The organism is Enterobacter mori LMG 25706 (genome assembly GCF_000211415.1).
In the GTDB taxonomy this organism is placed as follows: Bacteria; Pseudomonadota; Gammaproteobacteria; order Enterobacterales; family Enterobacteriaceae; genus Enterobacter; species Enterobacter mori.
In genome coordinates this window covers 662,911-681,315 of record NZ_GL890780.1, presented here as the reverse complement: position 1 = coordinate 681,315, position 18,405 = coordinate 662,911, and the positions used below count along the sequence as shown (strand labels likewise).

Sequence of the window (18,405 nt, the reverse complement as noted above, 5' to 3'; positions counted from 1 at the left end):
GTTGAAATGTTTGTCTGTACCTCAAACCCTGGAGCTTGCTCCGGGGTTTTTCTTATCCATTAAACCTTATAAATACCAGGGATTTTAGCCATGAAACTCTTCGCCCAGGACTCGCATCTCGATCTGTCACATCCTCATGTGATGGGGATCCTGAATGTTACCCCTGACTCCTTCTCTGACGGCGGCACGCATAACACGCTTATTGAGGCGGTTAAGCACGCAAATTTAATGATTAATGCAGGTGCCACCATCATTGACGTTGGCGGCGAATCGACGCGTCCGGGGGCGGCGGACGTGTCCGTGGAAGAAGAGCTGGCGCGCGTGGTGCCAGTGGTGGAAGCAATTGCACAACGCTTCGAAGTATGGATATCCGTAGACACTTCCAAACCTGAAGTGATCCGTGAAGTGGCGAGAGTGGGCGCTCACATTATCAATGATATTCGTTCACTCACTGAGCCTGGCGCGATTGAGGCGGCGGCGGAAACTGGCCTACCGGTCTGCCTGATGCACATGCAGGGGCAGCCGAAAACCATGCAGGAAGCGCCGAAGTACGACGATGTCTTTGCCGATGTGAATCGCTTCTTTATTGAGCATATTGCGCGCTGCGAGCGTGCGGGTATCGCAAAAGAGAAATTGCTGCTCGACCCGGGGTTCGGTTTCGGTAAAAATCTCTCTCACAATTATGCGCTGCTTGCGCGCTTATCAGAATTTCATCACTTCGGCCTGCCGTTGCTGGTGGGGATGTCGAGAAAGTCGATGATTGGGCAGTTGCTGAATGTGGGGCCGAGCGAACGCCTGAGTGGTAGCCTGGCCTGCGCGGTGATCGCAGCGATGCAAGGCGCGCACATTATTCGTGTCCATGATGTCAAAGAAACAGTAGAAGCCATGCGTGTGGTGGAAGCCACACTGGCAGCGAAGGAAAACAAACGCTATGAGTAATCGTAAATATTTTGGTACCGATGGTATCCGTGGGCGCGTAGGCGATGCTCCAATCACCCCTGATTTTGTCCTGAAGCTGGGCTGGGCTGCTGGCAAGGTGCTGGCACGTCATGGTTCCCGTAAGATCATCATCGGTAAAGACACCCGTATTTCAGGCTATATGCTGGAATCTGCGCTGGAAGCCGGTCTGGCAGCGGCGGGGCTTTCTGCCTCCTTTACAGGCCCAATGCCAACGCCTGCTGTGGCTTACCTGACGCGCACCTTCCGTGCGGAAGCGGGGATTGTTATCTCGGCTTCTCATAACCCGTTCTACGACAACGGCATCAAGTTCTTCTCCATTGACGGCACCAAGCTGCCGGATGATGTTGAAGAGGCCATTGAAGCGGAAATGGAAAAAGAGATTACCTGTGTCGACTCCGCTGAGCTGGGTAAAGCTAACCGTATCGTCGATGCCGCGGGTCGCTATATCGAATTCTGCAAAGGCACCTTCCCGAATGAGCTGAGTCTGGCCCATCTTAAAATTGTGGTGGACTGTGCAAACGGCGCGACCTACCACATTGCTCCGAATGTTTTCCGCGAGTTGGGTGCGAAAGTCATCACCATCGGCTGTGAGCCGGATGGTCTTAACATCAACGAAGAAGTGGGAGCGACGGACGTGCGTGCCCTGCAGGCGCGCGTGCTGGCGGAAAAAGCCGATCTGGGTATTGCCCTCGATGGCGACGGTGACCGTGTGATCATGGTCGACCACGAAGGTAACAAGGTCGACGGCGATCAGATCCTCTACATCATTGCACGTGAAGGTCTGCGTCAGGGGCAGCTGCGTGGCGGCGCGGTAGGTACGCTGATGAGCAACATGGGCCTGGAGCTGGCGCTGAAACAGCTCGGTATTCCGTTTGTCCGCGCGAAAGTGGGCGACCGCTATGTGCTGGAAAAATTGCAGGAGAAGGGCTGGCGAATCGGTGCGGAAAACTCCGGTCACGTGATCCTGCTCGATAAAACCACCACCGGTGACGGCATCGTGGCGGGTCTGCAGGTTGTTGCTGCCATGGCGCGCAACCATATGAGCCTGCACGATCTCTGCAGCGGTATGAAGATGTTCCCGCAAATCCTCGTTAACGTGCGTTTCACAGCGGGTAAAGGCGATCCGCTTGAAAATGACAACGTGAAAGCGGTGATGGCTGACGTTGAAGCGGCCCTGGGCAATCGTGGCCGTGTACTGCTGCGTAAATCGGGTACCGAGCCACTGATTCGCGTGATGGTTGAAGGCGAAGACGAAGCGCAGGTGACTGAATTCGCGCATCGCATTGCGGATGCGGTGAAAGCTGCATAACTTTTCACAGTAAGTGTTTAAAAAGGCGGCGCTTGCCGCCTTTGTTTTAAGCATTTAATGGCTTTTTGCTGTTTTTTTCCGCAGTTGATACAATGCGTCGAAAATGCCCTTGCGAAGGTCATTCGCTTTGGTTAGTATTCACACCCGCTTCAGTGGGAAACAAAAATCCTGCTAATTGGTCGAAGCATTGGTATGCGGCAAATCCGCAAGGAACAGGTTGATTATGTACGAAGCTCTTTTAGTTATTTTCCTTATTGTAGCCATCGCTCTTGTAGCGCTGATCATGCTGCAGCAAGGTAAAGGCGCTGATATGGGAGCCTCCTTCGGAGCAGGCGCTTCCGGTACGCTGTTTGGTTCAAGTGGTTCTGCGAACTTCATGACCCGTACGACGGCGATTCTGGCTACGCTGTTCTTCATCATCAGTCTGGTGCTGGGTAATATCAACAGCAACAAGACCAGTAAAGGAAGCGAGTGGGAAAATCTGAGCGCGCCAGCGAAAACTGAGCAAACTCAGCCAGCTGCACCGGCTAAGCCGACCAGCGATATCCCGCAGTAAGTATTCCGTACCGAGGTGGTGGAATTGGTAGACACGCTACCTTGAGGTGGTAGTGCCCTAACGGGCTTGTGGGTTCGAGTCCCATCCTCGGTACCAATATTCCAGAAGAAAGACGTCGAAAGACGTCTTTTTTTTCGTCTGTATGTTGTGGTGGCGGCCAAAATGGCGGGTGGCGCTGCGCTTACCCGCCCTACAAATACCAAATAAAAAAGGCGCCTGTTGGGCGCCTTTTGCATGTCTTGCTGTCGATTATTTCTTATCGCTGTGTTCCAGGTTTTCAACCTGCGGCAGGCCGTTACCTGAGTTCGCGGAAAGCAAGCCATTCTCAATATAGTTGAACAGCTTCTCACGGGTATCGGTGATGTCCAGGTTACGCATGGTCAGTTGACCGATACGGTCATCCGGAGAGAAGACCGAATCACCTTTCTCCATGGTCAGACGTTCTGCTTTATAGGTCAGGTTGTCAGACACGGTATTCAGGATGGAGTAGTCATTGCCACGACGCAGCTCCAGCGTTACTTCACCGGTGATCGCGCTTGCCACCCAACGCTGCAGTGCATCACGCAGCATCAGCGCCTGCGGATCGAACCAGCGGCCCTGGTACAGCAGTTTACCCAACTGACGACCATGAGAGTGATACTGTTCGATAGTGTCTTCGTTATGAATACCGGTCAGCAGGCGCTCGTAAGCGATGTGCAGCAGCGCCATTCCCGGGGCTTCATAGATGCCACGGCTTTTCGCTTCGATGATACGGTTTTCAATCTGATCGCTCATGCCCAGACCGTGACGACCGCCAATGCGGTTAGCTTCCAGCATCAGCTCAACGTCGTCTGAGAAAGTTTTACCGTTCAGAGCAACCGGATGGCCGCGCTCGAAGCGTACGGTGACTTCTTCAGCCTGAATTTTGACGTTCTCGTCCCAGAACTTAACGCCCATGATCGGGTTAACGATCTTCACGCTGGAGTTCAGGAATTCCAGGTCTTTCGCTTCATGCGTTGCACCCAGCATATTGGAGTCGGTGGAGTACGCTTTTTCAACGGACATCTTATAGTCAAAACCGCAGGCAATCATGAATTCAGACATCTCATGACGACCACCCAGTTCGTCGATGAAGTCGGTATCCAGCCACGGTTTGTAAATCTGCAGCTCGGCGTTGGTCAGCAGGCCATAACGATAGAAACGTTCGATATCGTTGCCTTTATAGGTACTGCCGTCACCCCAGATATTCACGCCATCTTCTTTCATGGCGGCAACCAGCATGGTACCCGTCACGGCGCGGCCCAGCGGAGTGGTATTGAAATAGGTCAGGCCGCCAGTGGTGTTATGAAAAGCACCGCACTGAATCGCAGCGATACCTTCGGCTACCAGCTGCTTGCGGCAGTCAATCAGTCGTGCGTTCTCTGCGCCATACTCCATGGCACGACGAGGGATCGCGTCATAATCTTCCTCATCTGGCTGTCCCAGGTTCGCAGTATATGCATACGGAACCGCTCCCTTTTGGCGCATCCACAGCAGTGCAGCGCTGGTATCCAGGCCGCCTGAGAAAGCGATGCCAATACGTTGTCCTACCGGAAGATGCTTGAGAATCGTCGTCATATAATAAAACCCTGCTTGATTGACTGATTAGAGACCGCTTTCGCTCTCTTGTGCATTTTTATGCAAAATAAGTGAGTATTCATTTAATCATCTTTTGCCGAAGACCGGAAGAGACTCATGCGTTTTTTGTAAAAAATTTGGTCTAATCGATCTGGCGGAAGTCGCCTTGACAGGCGGGGTCAACTATCAATATACTGAACGCCGATTTTACGTCCCGTCTTCGGTACCAAATCCCAGCATTATTTGCATTTTCTACCTAAAACGCGTAGAATTTGCCACGTTTCAGGCGCGGGGTGGAGCAGCCTGGTAGCTCGTCGGGCTCATAACCCGAAGGTCGTCGGTTCAAATCCGGCCCCCGCAACCACTTTCCCATAAAGTTCTTTTTCAAATATACTGTGAAGACTTAGAGCCTTCGTAGCTGGATTTGAAAAAATTCTTTCGGAGAGTGCTCCAGGCCACAGTTGTGGCTATAGGGTTCAGTTATCTAAAACCCCGATTTATCGGGGTTTTTTGTTATCTGACTACAGAATAACTGGGCTTTACGCCCTTTTTTTATGTCTTGGGGGTGGGCTTGTCCACATTAGAGCAAAAATTAACAGAGATGATTACTGCACCGGTCGAAGCACTGGGCTACGAACTGGTCGGCATCGAATTCGTTCGCGGCCGTACATCGACGCTGCGCATCTATATTGATAGTGAAGATGGCATCAATGTTGATGATTGTGCTGATGTTAGCCACCAGGTGAGTGCGGTTCTTGATGTTGAAGACCCGATTACCGTTGCGTACAACCTGGAAGTTTCCTCACCTGGCCTCGATCGCCCGATGTTCACGGCCGAGCACTATGTGCGCTTTACCGGTGAAGAAGTGGCTCTCGTTCTGCGTAGGGCCGTACAGAACCGCCGTAAATGGCAGGGAATTATCAAAGCCGTTGATGGTGAAATGATCACGGTGACAGTCGACGGCAAAGATGAAGTGTTCGCGCTGAGTAATATCGAGAAGGCGAACCTGGTTCCCCACTTTTAACAGTCTGGATTGAGGTGAAAAGCCCGCGATGAACAAAGAAATTTTGGCTGTTGTTGAAGCCGTCTCCAACGAGAAATCACTGCCGCGTGAGAAGATTTTCGAAGCGCTGGAAAGTGCACTGGCTACAGCAACCAAGAAAAAATACGAACAAGAGATCGATGTTCGCGTAGAAATCGATCGTAAAAGCGGTGACTTCGATACATTCCGTCGTTGGGTAATCGTTGAAGAAGTGACCCAGCCGACCAAAGAGATCACGCTGGAAGCGGCGCGTTATGAAGACGAAAGTCTGAACGTGGGTGAGTACGTTGAAGATCAGATTGAATCTGTGACCTTCGACCGTATCACGACCCAGACCGCTAAACAGGTTATCGTGCAGAAAGTTCGCGAAGCCGAGCGCGCGCTGGTTGTCGATCAGTTCCGCGATCAGGAAGGCGAAATCATCACCGGCGTGGTGAAGAAAGTGAATCGCGACAACATCTCTCGGGAGATCAAATCCGAAGGGATGCCGGGTAACGCTGAAGCCGTAATCCTGCGCGAAGACATGCTGCCGCGTGAAAACTTCCGTCCAGGCGACCGTATCCGTGGTGTTCTGTACGCCGTGCGTCCTGAAGCGCGTGGTGCACAGCTGTTCGTGACCCGTTCTAAACCAGAAATGCTGGTTGAACTGTTCCGTATCGAAGTGCCGGAAATCGGTGAAGAAGTTATCGAGATCAAAGCGGCGGCTCGCGATCCGGGTTCCCGTGCGAAAATTGCGGTGAAAACCAACGACAAGCGTATCGACCCGGTCGGTGCTTGCGTCGGTATGCGCGGCGCGCGTGTTCAGGCGGTTTCGACCGAACTGGGCGGCGAGCGTATCGATATCGTTCTGTGGGACGACAACCCGGCGCAGTTCGTGATCAACGCAATGGCTCCGGCTGATGTAGCGTCTATCGTTGTTGACGAAGACAAACACACCATGGATATCGCTGTAGAAGCGGGCAACCTGGCGCAGGCGATTGGCCGTAACGGTCAGAACGTACGTCTGGCGTCACAGCTGAGCGGCTGGGAACTCAACGTGATGACCGTTGACGACCTGCAGGCTAAGCATCAGGCTGAAGCCCATGCGGCGATCGATACCTTCACTAAATACCTCGACATTGACGAAGATTTCGCCACTGTTCTGGTTGAAGAAGGTTTCTCTACGCTGGAAGAACTGGCCTATGTGCCAATGAAAGAGCTGCTGGAAATTGACGGTCTGGATGAACAGACTGTTGAAGCCCTGCGTGAACGCGCTAAAAACGCACTGACCACCCTGGCACTGGCTCAGGAAGAAAGCCTTGGCGATAAGAAGCCGGCTGATGACCTGCTGAATCTGGAAGGTCTTGATCGTGCGATTGCGTTCAAGCTGGCTGCCCGTGGTGTTTGTACGCTGGAAGATCTCGCTGAGCAAGGCGTTGATGACCTGGCTGATATCGAAGGTTTAACCGACGAGAAAGCCGGCGAGCTCATCATGGCCGCACGTAATATTTGCTGGTTCGGCGACGAAGCGTAATAAACTGTAGCAGGAAGGAACAGCATGACTGATGTAACTGTAAAATCGCTGGCTGCTGAGATTCAGACCTCCGTGGACCGCCTGGTACAGCAATTTGCTGATGCAGGGATCCCGAAGTCCGCTGATGACTCGGTGACCGCGCAAGAAAAACAAACCTTGTTAACGCACCTGAACCGTGAACACGGCTCTACGCCTGACAAGTTAACGCTGCAGCGCAAAACGCGTAGCACGTTAAATATCCCTGGTACCGGTGGCAAAAGTAAATCGGTACAAATTGAAGTCCGCAAGACGCGCACCTTTGTAAAACGTGATCCGCAAGAGGCAGAACGCCTTGCTGCGGAAGAGCAGGCACAGCGTGAAGCGGAAGAACAAGCTCAGCGTGCGGCGGAAGCAACCGCCAAACGTGAAGCAGAATTAAAAGCTGAACGTGAGGCCGCAGAAAAAGCGAAACGCGACGCAAGTGATAAAGTGAAGCGTGACGCTGCGGAAAAAGACAAAGTGAGCAATCAACAGACAGACGAAATGACCAAAACCGCCCAGGCTGAAAAAGCCCGCCGTGAAAATGAAGCTGCCGAGCTGAAGCGTAAAGCGGAAGAAGAAGCCCGCCGTAAGCTGGAAGAAGAAGCTCGCCGTGTTGCTGAAGAAGCGCGCCGTATGGCAGAAGAAAACGAGAAGAATGGCGTGAATACCGCTGAAACGACTGAAGACACCAGCGACTATCATGTGACCACTTCTCAGCACGCGCGTCAGGCTGAAGACGACAACGACCGTGAAGTTGAAGGCGGCCGTGGCCGTGGTCGCAACACCAAAGCCGCGCGTCCAGCGAAAAAAGGTAACAAGCACGCTGAATCTAAAGCTGACCGTGAAGAAGCGCGTGCAGCCGTTCGCGGTGGTAAAGGCGGCAAGCGTAAAGGTTCCGCTCTGCAGCAGGGCTTCCAGAAGCCAGCTCAGGCCGTTAACCGTGACGTTGTGATTGGTGAAACCATCACCGTTGGCGATCTGGCGAACAAGATGGCCGTTAAAGGCTCTCAGGTCATCAAAGCGATGATGAAGCTGGGTGCAATGGCGACCATCAACCAGGTCATCGACCAGGAAACCGCACAGCTGGTTGCTGAAGAGATGGGCCACAAAGTTATCCTGCGTCGTGAAAACGAGCTGGAAGAAGCAGTAATGAGCGACCGTGACACTGGCGCAGCGGCTGAACCGCGTGCACCTGTTGTGACCATCATGGGTCACGTTGACCACGGTAAAACCTCTCTGCTTGACTACATTCGCTCGACTAAAGTGGCATCCGGGGAAGCGGGTGGTATTACCCAGCACATCGGTGCTTACCATGTAGAAACCGAAAACGGCATGATCACCTTCCTGGATACCCCAGGCCACGCAGCGTTTACCTCAATGCGTGCTCGTGGTGCTCAGGCAACGGATATCGTTGTACTGGTTGTTGCGGCAGACGATGGCGTGATGCCACAGACCATTGAAGGTATCCAGCACGCAAAAGCGGCGCAGGTACCTCTGGTTGTTGCAGTCAACAAAATCGATAAGCCAGAAGCCGATATGGATCGCGTGAAGAACGAACTGTCTCAGTACGGCGTTATGCCGGAAGAGTGGGGCGGTGAAGCACAGTTCATCCCAGTATCTGCAAAAGCGGGTACCGGTATTGACGACCTGCTGAACGCTATCCTGCTGCAGGCTGAAGTTCTGGAGCTCAAAGCGGTTCGTAAAGGTATGGCAAGCGGCGCGGTTATCGAATCCTTCCTGGATAAAGGTCGTGGTCCGGTTGCAACCGTTCTGGTTCGCGAAGGCACGCTGAACAAAGGCGACATCGTTCTGTGTGGCTTCGAATACGGTCGCGTTCGTGCGATGCGTAACGAACTGGGTCAGGAAGTGCTGGAAGCGGGTCCGTCCATTCCAGTGGAAATCCTGGGCCTGTCCGGTGTTCCGGCTGCCGGTGACGAAGTGACCGTTGTGCGTGACGAGAAGAAAGCGCGTGAAGTTGCACTGTATCGTCAGGGTAAATTCCGTGAAGTTAAACTGGCTCGTCAGCAGAAATCTAAACTCGAGAACATGTTCGCTAACATGACCGAGGGCGAAGTTCACGAAGTGAACGTTGTTCTGAAAGCTGACGTTCAGGGTTCTGTGGAAGCGATCTCCGACTCCTTGCTGAAACTGTCTACCGACGAAGTGAAAGTGAAGATCATCGGTTCTGGGGTAGGTGGTATCACCGAAACCGACGCAACCCTGGCTGCTGCCTCTAACGCTATCCTGGTTGGCTTCAACGTTCGTGCGGATGCGTCTGCGCGTAAAGTGATTGAAGCTGAAAGCCTGGATCTGCGCTACTACTCCGTCATCTATAACCTGATCGACGAAGTGAAAGCAGCGATGAGCGGCATGCTGTCTCCTGAGCTGAAACAGCAGATCATCGGTCTGGCTGAAGTACGTGACGTGTTCAAATCACCGAAATTTGGTGCGATCGCGGGCTGTATGGTTACCGAAGGTAACATCAAGCGTCACAACCCAATCCGCGTACTGCGCGACAACGTGGTTATCTACGAAGGCGAGCTGGAATCCCTGCGCCGCTTCAAAGATGACGTTAACGAAGTCCGTAACGGCATGGAATGTGGTATCGGCGTGAAGAACTACAACGACGTTCGCGTTGGCGATATGATCGAAGTGTTCGAGATCATCGAAATTCAGCGTACCATCGCTTAATTACCGATTGTAAGCCGGGATCGCCTCGCGCCACCCGGCAATAATTTTAAAAGGGGCTTTTAGCCCCTTTTTTGTCTGGAGAATTTATTATGGCGAAAGAATTCGGTCGCCCTCAGCGCGTAGCGCAGGAAATGCAAAAAGAGATCGCACTCATTCTGCAACGTGAAATTAAAGATCCGCGTATTGGTATGATGACCACCGTGTCTGGCGTTGAGATGTCCCGCGATCTGGCTTATGCCAAAGTGTTCGTGACTTTCCTGAACGATCAGGACGAAGCCGCGGTGAAAAACGGCATTAAAGCGCTGCAGGAAGCCTCTGGTTTCATCCGCTCTCTGCTCGGCAAAGCGATGCGTCTGCGTATCGTGCCTGAGCTGACCTTCTTCTACGATAACTCGCTGGTAGAAGGTATGCGCATGTCCAACCTGGTGACCAGCGTGGTGAAACATGACGATGAGCGTCGTGTGAACCCAGCGGACGACAGCAAGGAGGACTGATGAGTCGTCCTCGTCGTCGCGGTCGCGACGTGCATGGCGTACTGCTGCTGGATAAACCGCAGGGCGCATCCAGCAACGACGTACTGCAAAAAGTGAAGCGTATTTTTAACGCCAACCGTGCGGGCCATACGGGCGCGCTGGATCCGCTGGCGACCGGTATGCTGCCGGTTTGCCTGGGAGAGGCAACAAAATTCTCCCAGTATCTGCTGGATTCCGATAAGCGTTATCGCGTTATCGCTAAACTGGGCCAGCGCACGGATACCTCCGACGCGGATGGCCAGGTCGTGGAAGAGCGCCCGGTGACCTTCAGCGCAGAGCAGCTTGATGCGGCGCTGGAAAGCTTCCGTGGTGACACGATGCAGGTGCCGTCGATGTATTCGGCGCTGAAATATCAGGGCAAGAAGCTCTACGAATATGCGCGCCAGGGCATCGACGTTCCGCGTGAAGCCCGTCCTATTACCGTGTATGAACTGCTGTTCATTCGCCATGAAGGCGATGAGCTGGAGCTGGAAGTACACTGTTCGAAAGGCACCTATATTCGTACCATCATCGATGATCTCGGTGAAAAGCTGGGCTGCGGGGCGCATGTGATTTACTTGCGTCGTCTGGCTGTCAGCAAGTATCCGGTCGAACGCATGGTGACGCTTGAGTATCTTCGCGAGCTGGTTGAACAGGCGGAAGTGCAGGGAATAGCGCCAGCAGAATTGCTGGATCCCTTGCTGATGCCAATGGACAGTCCGGCGGCGGACTTCCCGATCGTTAATCTTCCTTTAACATCGTCCGTTTACTTTAAGAACGGCAACCCGGTTCGTACGGCGGATGCGCCGCTTGAAGGGCTGGTACGCGTGACGGAAGGTGACGACGGGAAATTCATCGGTATGGGCGAAATGGACGGTGAAGGGCGCGTTGCGCCGCGTCGTCTGGTCGTCGAGTATCCGATCGAAGCGTGACGGCGATAACACCTCACCTTGCGATAAGCAGGGGAGACGAGTAGAATATCGCCGCTTAACGATCTGCAAATTGTTTAACAATGTGTTGGTCGTATACTGGGATTGCTGAATTAGAGATCGGCATCCTTACATTCTTTATATTCTGGAGTTTGAAAATGTCTCTAAGCGTTGAAGCTAAAGCTAAAATCGTTTCTGAGTTTGGTCGTGGTACTAACGACAGCGGTTCTACCGAAGTTCAGGTTGCACTGCTGACTGCACAGATTAACCACCTGCAGGGTCACTTTGCAGAGCACAAAAAAGATCACCACAGCCGTCGTGGTCTGCTGCGTATGGTTTCTCAGCGTCGTAAACTGCTCGACTACCTGAAACGTAAAGATGTTGCACGTTACACCGCGCTGATCGAGCGTCTGGGTCTGCGTCGCTAAGTCTTGCGAGTTTCAGAAAAGGGGGGCTGATGGCCCCTTTTTTCAACCAGACGGCAGCAATTCACTGGAAACTATTGTATTGTTGCTATAAATGATCTTCATTGCAGAGGTTCGCGCGGCTAATGAGAGGCTTCACCCATGGGGGTGTCGGTTGTCATTAGTCGCGAGGATGCGAAGAAGGTCGGGTTAAATCGTCAGCACACCTGTGGTGTGCTGTCATACATTTAAGAAAGGACAGAACTTTGCTGAATCCGATCGTTCGTAAATTCCAGTATGGTCAACATACCGTCACGCTGGAAACCGGCATGATGGCACGTCAGGCTACTGCTGCCGTTATGGTAAGCATGGATGACACCGCGGTATTCGTTACCGTTGTTGGCCAGAAAAAAGCTAAACCAGGTCAGGACTTCTTCCCGCTGACCGTTAACTACCAGGAGCGTACCTACGCTGCCGGTAAAATCCCGGGTGGTTTCTTCCGTCGTGAAGGCCGTCCAAGCGAAGGCGAAACCCTGATCGCGCGTCTGATTGACCGCCCGGTTCGTCCACTGTTCCCGGAAGGCTTCGTTAACGAAGTTCAGGTTATCGCGACCGTTGTTTCCGTTAACCCACAGGTTAACCCGGACATCGTTGCTATGATCGGCGCATCTGCTGCCCTGTCACTGTCTGGTATTCCATTCAATGGCCCAATCGGTGCCGCGCGCGTTGGCTACATCAACGACCAGTATGTGCTGAACCCAACCCAGGAAGAGCTGAAAGAAAGTAAGCTGGACCTGGTGGTTGCGGGTACTGAAGCAGCGGTTCTGATGGTTGAGTCCGAAGCTGAACTGCTGAGCGAAGACCAGATGCTGGGCGCAGTGGTATTTGGCCACGACCAGCAGCAGATCGTTATCCAGAACATCAACGACCTGGTGAAAGAAGCCGGTAAACCACGTTGGGACTGGCAGCCAGAAGCGGTTAACGACGCGCTGAATGCACGCGTTGCTGCACTGGCAGGCGCACGTCTGAGCGATGCATACCGCATCACCGACAAACAAGAGCGTTACGCTCAGGTTGACGTCATCAAATCTGAAACCATCGCGACGCTGTTGGCTGAAGATGAATCCCTGGATGCTAACGAGCTGAGCGAAATTCTGCACGCTATCGAGAAAAACGCCGTTCGTAGCCGCGTACTGGCAGGCGAACCGCGTATCGATGGCCGCGAAAAAGACATGATCCGTGGTCTGGACGTTCGTACTGGCGTACTGCCACGTACTCACGGTTCCGCACTGTTCGCCCGTGGCGAAACGCAGGCGCTGGTTACCGCGACCCTGGGTACCGCACGTGACGCACAGAACATCGACGAACTGATGGGCGAGCGTACTGACAGCTTCCTGTTCCACTACAACTTCCCTCCGTACTCCGTAGGTGAGACCGGTATGGTTGGCTCGCCGAAGCGTCGTGAAATTGGTCACGGTCGTCTGGCGAAGCGCGGCGTACTGGCAGTGATGCCAGAAGCTGACAAATTCCCGTACACCGTACGTGTGGTTTCTGAAATCACCGAATCTAACGGTTCTTCTTCCATGGCTTCCGTGTGTGGTGCCTCTCTGGCGCTGATGGATGCAGGCGTACCAATCAAAGCCGCTGTAGCTGGTATCGCTATGGGTCTGGTGAAAGAAGGCGACAACTTTGTTGTTCTGTCTGACATCCTGGGCGACGAAGACCACCTGGGCGATATGGACTTCAAAGTCGCGGGTTCCCGCGAAGGTATCTCTGCGCTGCAGATGGATATCAAAATTGAAGGTATCACCAAAGAGATCATGCAGGTTGCTCTGAACCAGGCTAAAGGTGCGCGTCTGCACATCCTGGGCGTGATGGAACAGGCGATTAACGCGCCACGTGGCGACATTTCTCAGTTCGCTCCGCGTATCCACACCATCAAGATCAATCCAGACAAGATCAAAGACGTTATCGGTAAGGGCGGTTCCGTAATCCGTGCGCTGACCGAAGAGACTGGCACCACGATCGAAATCGAAGATGACGGTACTGTGAAGATCGCAGCAACCGACGGCGAAAAAGCGAAATTCGCTATCCGCCGCATCGAAGAGATCACTGCAGAGATCGAAGTGGGCCGTATCTATGCTGGTAAAGTGACCCGTATCGTTGACTTTGGCGCATTCGTTGCCATTGGTGGCGGTAAAGAAGGTCTGGTTCACATCTCTCAGATCGCTGACAAGCGCGTTGAGAAAGTGACCGATTACCTGCAGATGGGTCAGGAAGTGCCGGTTAAGGTTCTGGAAGTTGACCGTCAGGGCCGTATCCGTCTGAGCATTAAAGAAGCAACCGAGCAGTCTCCTGCCGCTGCGCCAGAAGCGCCAGCCGCAGAACAAGGCGAGTAAGGTAGCATTTGCCCTCCGCTTCGGCGGAGGGTTTATTATCAGGCAGGACGCCTTGTTAAGCCGCCGGGGGACAGGACGTTCATCCAATAGTTGTCTTCGGGAGTGGGAAATGAAGCCTTTTTTGCGCTGGTGTTTCGTTGCGACAGCTTTAACGCTGGCAGGATGCAGCAACTCTGCCTGGCGTAAGAGCGAAGTCCTCGCAGTGCCATTGCAACCGACTTTGCAGCAGGAAGTGATTCTGGCACGCATGGAACAAATTCTTGCCAGTCGGGCTTTAACCGATGACGAACGCGCACAGCTTTTATATGAGCGCGGAGTGTTGTATGATAGTCTCGGTCTGAGGGCATTAGCGCGGAATGATTTTTCACAAGCGCTGGCAATTCGACCTGATATGCCTGAAGTATTCAATTACTTAGGCATTTACTTAACGCAGGCAGGCAATTTTGATGCTGCCTATGAAGCGTTTGATTCTGTACTTGAGCTTGATCCAACTTACAACTACGCGCACTTGAATCGCGGTATCGCATTGTATTACGGCGGTCGTGATAAGTTAGCGCAAGATGATCTGCTGGCGTTTTATCAAGACGATCCTAATGATCCTTTCCGCAGCCTGTGGCTTTACATCGTTGAGCAGAAGCTCGATGAGAAGCAGGCCAAAGAAGCACTGAAACAGCGCTTCGAGAAATCGGACAAGGAACAATGGGGATGGAACATTGTCGAGTTCTACCTGGGCAACATTAGCGAAGCAACGCTAATGGAACGCCTCAAGGCGGACGCAACGGATAACACCTCGCTCGCTGAGCATCTCAGTGAAACCAACTTCTATTTAGGTAAGTACTACCTAAGTCTGGGGGATATGGACAGCGCTACGGCACTGTTCAAATTAGCGGTTGCTAACAACGTACACAACTTCGTTGAGCACCGTTATGCATTGTTGGAATTATCGCTCTTGGGCCAGGAGCAAGACGACCTGGCAGAATCGGACCAGCAATAGCTGACGACATAAACATCAGCCCGTAATCTTTTGATTGCCATCACCTTAACTGGTGAGGGCGTTGTTGTTCGTCAATACACCTACTTTGAGCCGGTTCACACTTTCAATGAAAATTACCGAAAATTTTCACGATGAGTTATGTAGACTGGCCGCCATTAATATCGAGGCACTTGTACTACATGGCTGAATTCGAAACCACTTTTGCAGATCTGGGCCTGAAGGCTCCTATCCTTGAATCCCTTAACGATCTGGGTTACGAAAAACCATCTCCGATCCAGGCAGAATGCATACCGCATTTACTCGCCGGTCGTGACGTGCTGGGCATGGCCCAGACTGGTAGCGGAAAAACCGCAGCGTTCTCGCTGCCGCTGCTGAACAACATCGATCCGGACCTGCGTGCTCCGCAGATCCTCGTCCTGGCTCCAACCCGTGAACTGGCTGTTCAGGTTGCTGAAGCAATGACGGAATTCTCTAAACATATGCGCGGCGTAAACGTGGTAGCCCTGTACGGCGGCCAGCGTTATGACGTGCAGTTACGCGCCCTGCGCCAGGGCCCACAGATTGTCGTCGGTACGCCGGGTCGTCTGCTGGATCACCTGAAGCGCGGTACTCTGGACCTCTCTAAACTGAGCGGCCTGGTACTGGATGAAGCAGATGAAATGCTGCGTATGGGCTTCATCGAAGACGTCGAAACCATCATGGCGCAGATCCCGGAAGGTCATCAGACCGCTCTGTTCTCTGCAACCATGCCAGAAGCTATCCGTCGCATTACCCGCCGCTTCATGAAAGAGCCGCAGGAAGTGCGTATTCAGTCCAGCGTGACCACTCGCCCGGACATCAGCCAGAGCTACTGGTCTGTGTACGGCATGCGCAAAAACGAAGCGCTGGTACGTTTCCTGGAAGCAGAAGATTTTGATGCGGCGATCATCTTCGTTCGTACCAAAAACGCGACCCTGGAAGTGGCTGAAGCCCTGGAGCGTAGCGGCTACAACAGCGCAGCGCTGAACGGCGACATGAACCAGGCTCTGCGTGAGCAGACTCTGGAGCGTCTGAAAGACGGTCGTCTGGATATCCTGATTGCAACCGACGTGGCAGCACGTGGTCTGGACGTTGAGCGTATCAGCTTGGTTGTTAACTACGACATCCCAATGGACTCTGAGTCTTACGTTCACCGTATCGGTCGTACCGGTCGTGCGGGTCGTGCGGGCCGTGCGCTGCTGTTCGTTGAGAACCGCGAGCGTCGTCTGCTGCGTAACATTGAACGCACCATGAAGCTGACCATTCCAGAAGCTGACCTGCCAAACGCAGAACTGCTGGGCAAACGCCGCCTGGAAAAATTCGCCGCGAAAGTCCAGCAGCAGCTGGAAAGCAGCGATCTGGATCAGTACCGTGCGCTGCTGTCGCAGATTCAGCCTGTTGCTGAAGGCGAAGAGCTGGACATGGAAACCCTGGCTGCAGCACTGCTGAAAATGGCTCAGGGCGAACGTAGCCTGATCGTGCCACCAGATGCGCCAATGCGTCCTAAGCGTGAATTCCGTGACCGTGACGATCGTTTCGAACGTCGTGGCGACCGTAATGACCGCAATGACCGTGGCCCACGCGGTGACCGTCCAGAGCGTGGTGGTGAAGACCGTCCACGTCGCGAGCGTCGTGACGCTGGCGAAATGGAACTGTACCGCATTGAAGTTGGCCGTGATGACGGTGTTGAAGTTCGTCATATCGTTGGCGCGATTGCTAACGAAGGCGACATCAGCAGCCGTTACATTGGTAACATCAAGCTGTTCGGTACTCACTCCACCATCGAACTGCCAAAAGGCATGCCGGGCGAAGTACTGCAGCACTTTACGCGTACTCGCATCCTGAACAAGCCGATGAACATGCAGCTGATGGGTGATGCACAGCCTCGCTCTGACCGCGGTGGCGAACGTCGTGGCGGTGGCCGCAGCTTCGGTGGCGAACGTCGTGAAGGCGGTCGTAGCGAAGGTCGTGGTGAACCACGTCGTTTCTCCGGCGAACGCCGTGAAAGCCGTGGCCCACGTCGTGACGACAGCTCAAGCCGTCGCCGTGACGCGTAAGCCTTACGCCACTGACGTAAAGTAATATATACAGCCCCGATAATTGTTATCGGGGCTTTTTTTATTCCCTTTGTACTCTTGTACTGGTACAGTGCTGCACATTAAACTGCATACCACATTTTTGACTGGAGTAATGGCTGTATGGCGACACTAACCACCACCCAAACGTCACCCTCGCTGCTTGGCGGCGTGGTGATCATCGGCGGTACCATCATTGGTGCTGGGATGTTCTCCCTGCCAGTGGTCATGTCCGGTGCGTGGTTCTTCTGGTCGCTGGCGGCGCTGGTGTTCACCTGGTTCTGCATGCTCCACTCCGGGCTGATGATCCTTGAGGCGAACCTGAACTATCGCATTGGCTCCAGCTTCGACACCATCACCAAAGATCTGCTGGGCAAAGGCTGGAACCTGGTGAACGGGCTGTCCATCGCGTTTGTGCTCTACATCCTGACCTATGCGTATATCTCCGCGAGTGGCTCGATTCTGCACCACACTTTTGCTGAGATGTCGTTGAACGTTCCGGCGCGTCTGGCGGGGCTCTGCTTTGCACTGGGCGTGGCGTTTATCGTCTGGATGAGTACCAGGGCGGTGAGCCGCATGACGGCGATCGTGTTGGGCGCTAAGGTCATCACCTTCTTCCTGACCTTCGGCAGCCTGCTGGGGCACGTGACGCCCGCCACGCTGTTTAACGTCGCCGAAGTGAATACCTCCTACACGCCGTACCTGCTGATGACGCTGCCGTTCTGTCTGGCGTCGTTTGGCTACCACGGCAACGTGCCGAGCCTGATGAAGTACTACGGCAAAGATCCGCGCACCATTGTGAAGTGTCTGGTCTACGGTACGCTGCTGGCGCTGGGGCTGTACGTGATTTGGCTGCTGGGGACGATGGGCAACATCCCACGTCCAGAATTTATCGGCATTGCACAGAAGGGCGGTAACATCGACGTGCTGGTGCAGGCCCTGAGCGGCGTACTGAACAGCCGCAGCCTGGATCTGCTGCTGGTGGTCTTCTCTAACTTTGCGGTGGCGAGTTCATTCCTCGGCGTGACGCTTGGCCTGTTTGACTACCTGGCGGATCTGTTTGGCTTTGATGATTCTGCGATGGGGCGCTTCAAAACCGCGCTGCTGACCTTCCTGCCGCCGATTGTGGGGGGTCTGCTGTGGCCGAACGGTTTCCTCTACGCCATCGGCTATGCCGGACTGGCGGCGACCATCTGGGCGGCAATTGTGCCGGCGCTGCTGGCACGTAAATCACGTAAACGCTTCGGCAGCCCTAAATTCCGCGTCTGGGGCGGCAAGCCGATGATTGCACTGATCCTGGTGTTTGGTGTGGGTAACGCGCTGGTGCATGTGCTGTCGAGTTTTAACCTGTTGCCTGTTTACCATTAAACCGTGCGGCCTGATTCC

15 protein-coding genes and 2 tRNA genes are annotated in these 18,405 nt (G+C 53.6%); 16 read left to right on the top strand and 1 reads right to left on the bottom strand.

From position 1 onward, the window contains the following. Window positions 1–90: 90 nt before the first annotated feature. From folP to ENTMO_RS0121430, 4 genes are all read left to right on the top strand, one after another. Window positions 91–939 (top strand): dihydropteroate synthase, encoded by an 849-nt coding sequence (gene folP / locus ENTMO_RS0121445; protein WP_010436001.1) that lies wholly within the window; start codon window positions 91–93, stop codon window positions 937–939. Beyond that, window positions 932–2,269: a phosphoglucosamine mutase gene (gene glmM / locus ENTMO_RS0121440; protein WP_010436000.1), complete on the top strand. Its 1,338-nt coding sequence runs from the start codon at window positions 932–934 to the stop codon at window positions 2,267–2,269. Before folP ends, glmM begins: the two co-directional genes overlap by 8 nt. A gap of 223 nt (window positions 2,270–2,492) precedes the next feature. Then, window positions 2,493–2,825, top strand: a complete 333-nt coding sequence (gene secG / locus ENTMO_RS0121435; protein WP_003861803.1) for a preprotein translocase subunit SecG — start codon at window positions 2,493–2,495, stop codon at window positions 2,823–2,825. A 9-nt stretch (window positions 2,826–2,834) separates the two neighbouring features. Beyond that, window positions 2,835–2,921: transfer RNA gene (locus ENTMO_RS0121430), tRNA-Leu, on the top strand. A 153-nt stretch (window positions 2,922–3,074) separates the two neighbouring features. Here ENTMO_RS0121430 and argG read toward each other — a convergent pair. Beyond that, a complete protein-coding gene (argG, locus tag ENTMO_RS0121425; protein WP_010435998.1) occupies window positions 3,075–4,421 on the bottom strand; it encodes an argininosuccinate synthase in 1,347 nt (448 codons plus the stop codon). A 287-nt stretch (window positions 4,422–4,708) separates the two neighbouring features. Between argG and ENTMO_RS0121420 the strand changes: the two genes are divergently transcribed. From ENTMO_RS0121420 to mtr, 12 genes are all read left to right on the top strand, one after another. Beyond that, a tRNA-Met gene (locus ENTMO_RS0121420) sits at window positions 4,709–4,785 on the top strand. 207 nt (window positions 4,786–4,992) lie between these two features. After that, window positions 4,993–5,445, top strand: a complete 453-nt coding sequence (gene rimP, locus ENTMO_RS0121415; RefSeq protein ID WP_010435996.1) for a ribosome maturation factor RimP — start codon at window positions 4,993–4,995, stop codon at window positions 5,443–5,445. Window positions 5,446–5,473: 28 nt separating this feature from the next. Further along, window positions 5,474–6,976 carry a transcription termination factor NusA gene (gene nusA, locus ENTMO_RS0121410; protein ID WP_010435993.1) on the top strand — a complete coding sequence of 501 codons (1,503 nt, stop codon included), beginning with the start codon at window positions 5,474–5,476 and terminating at the stop codon, window positions 6,974–6,976. Between the two features lie 24 nt (window positions 6,977–7,000). Further along, window positions 7,001–9,688 carry a translation initiation factor IF-2 gene (gene infB / locus ENTMO_RS0121405; RefSeq protein ID WP_010435990.1) on the top strand — a complete coding sequence of 896 codons (2,688 nt, stop codon included), beginning with the start codon at window positions 7,001–7,003 and terminating at the stop codon, window positions 9,686–9,688. An 89-nt stretch (window positions 9,689–9,777) separates the two neighbouring features. Then, window positions 9,778–10,182 (top strand): 30S ribosome-binding factor RbfA, encoded by a 405-nt coding sequence (gene rbfA / locus ENTMO_RS0121400; RefSeq protein WP_010435986.1) that lies wholly within the window; start codon window positions 9,778–9,780, stop codon window positions 10,180–10,182. After that, on the top strand, window positions 10,182–11,132 hold the full coding sequence (gene truB / locus ENTMO_RS0121395; RefSeq protein WP_010435983.1) for a tRNA pseudouridine(55) synthase TruB: 951 nt from the start codon (window positions 10,182–10,184) through the stop codon (window positions 11,130–11,132). Before rbfA ends, truB begins: the two co-directional genes overlap by 1 nt. A 155-nt stretch (window positions 11,133–11,287) precedes the next feature. Next, window positions 11,288–11,557, top strand: a complete 270-nt coding sequence (gene rpsO / locus ENTMO_RS0121390; RefSeq protein WP_003861789.1) for a 30S ribosomal protein S15 — start codon at window positions 11,288–11,290, stop codon at window positions 11,555–11,557. Between the two features lie 242 nt (window positions 11,558–11,799). Beyond that, window positions 11,800–13,932 carry a polyribonucleotide nucleotidyltransferase gene (pnp, locus tag ENTMO_RS0121385; protein ID WP_010435980.1) on the top strand — a complete coding sequence of 711 codons (2,133 nt, stop codon included), beginning with the start codon at window positions 11,800–11,802 and terminating at the stop codon, window positions 13,930–13,932. 109 nt (window positions 13,933–14,041) lie between these two features. Further along, window positions 14,042–14,926 (top strand): lipoprotein NlpI, encoded by an 885-nt coding sequence (gene nlpI / locus ENTMO_RS0121380; protein WP_003861782.1) that lies wholly within the window; start codon window positions 14,042–14,044, stop codon window positions 14,924–14,926. 106 nt (window positions 14,927–15,032) lie between these two features. Continuing rightward, entirely contained in the window at window positions 15,033–15,113 is an 81-nt protein-coding gene (yrbN, locus tag ENTMO_RS26210) for a protein YrbN (protein WP_098946273.1), read from the top strand. Then, the gene (locus ENTMO_RS0121375; RefSeq protein WP_010435975.1) at window positions 15,106–17,001 is read left to right on the top strand and encodes a DEAD/DEAH family ATP-dependent RNA helicase; all 1,896 of its coding nucleotides are present in this window, start codon (window positions 15,106–15,108) and stop codon (window positions 16,999–17,001) included. Before yrbN ends, ENTMO_RS0121375 begins: the two co-directional genes overlap by 8 nt. Before the next feature lie 141 nt (window positions 17,002–17,142). Beyond that, window positions 17,143–18,387, top strand: a complete 1,245-nt coding sequence (mtr, locus tag ENTMO_RS0121370; protein WP_029485209.1) for a tryptophan permease — start codon at window positions 17,143–17,145, stop codon at window positions 18,385–18,387. Window positions 18,388–18,405 lie beyond the last annotated feature (18 nt).

Coding starts and splice junctions, on each gene's coding strand:
- folP (WP_010436001.1), top strand. CDS start 91: ATGAAACTCTTCGCCCAGGACTCGCATCTCGATCTGTCACATCCTCAT.
- glmM (WP_010436000.1), top strand. CDS start 932: ATGAGTAATCGTAAATATTTTGGTACCGATGGTATCCGTGGGCGCGTA.
- secG (WP_003861803.1), top strand. CDS start 2,493: ATGTACGAAGCTCTTTTAGTTATTTTCCTTATTGTAGCCATCGCTCTT.
- argG (WP_010435998.1), bottom strand. CDS start 4,421: ATGACGACGATTCTCAAGCATCTTCCGGTAGGACAACGTATTGGCATC.
- nusA (WP_010435993.1), top strand. CDS start 5,474: ATGAACAAAGAAATTTTGGCTGTTGTTGAAGCCGTCTCCAACGAGAAA.
- infB (WP_010435990.1), top strand. CDS start 7,001: ATGACTGATGTAACTGTAAAATCGCTGGCTGCTGAGATTCAGACCTCC.
- rbfA (WP_010435986.1), top strand. CDS start 9,778: ATGGCGAAAGAATTCGGTCGCCCTCAGCGCGTAGCGCAGGAAATGCAA.
- truB (WP_010435983.1), top strand. CDS start 10,182: ATGAGTCGTCCTCGTCGTCGCGGTCGCGACGTGCATGGCGTACTGCTG.
- rpsO (WP_003861789.1), top strand. CDS start 11,288: ATGTCTCTAAGCGTTGAAGCTAAAGCTAAAATCGTTTCTGAGTTTGGT.
- nlpI (WP_003861782.1), top strand. CDS start 14,042: ATGAAGCCTTTTTTGCGCTGGTGTTTCGTTGCGACAGCTTTAACGCTG.
- yrbN (WP_098946273.1), top strand. CDS start 15,033: ATGAAAATTACCGAAAATTTTCACGATGAGTTATGTAGACTGGCCGCC.
- ENTMO_RS0121375 (WP_010435975.1), top strand. CDS start 15,106: ATGGCTGAATTCGAAACCACTTTTGCAGATCTGGGCCTGAAGGCTCCT.
- mtr (WP_029485209.1), top strand. CDS start 17,143: ATGGCGACACTAACCACCACCCAAACGTCACCCTCGCTGCTTGGCGGC.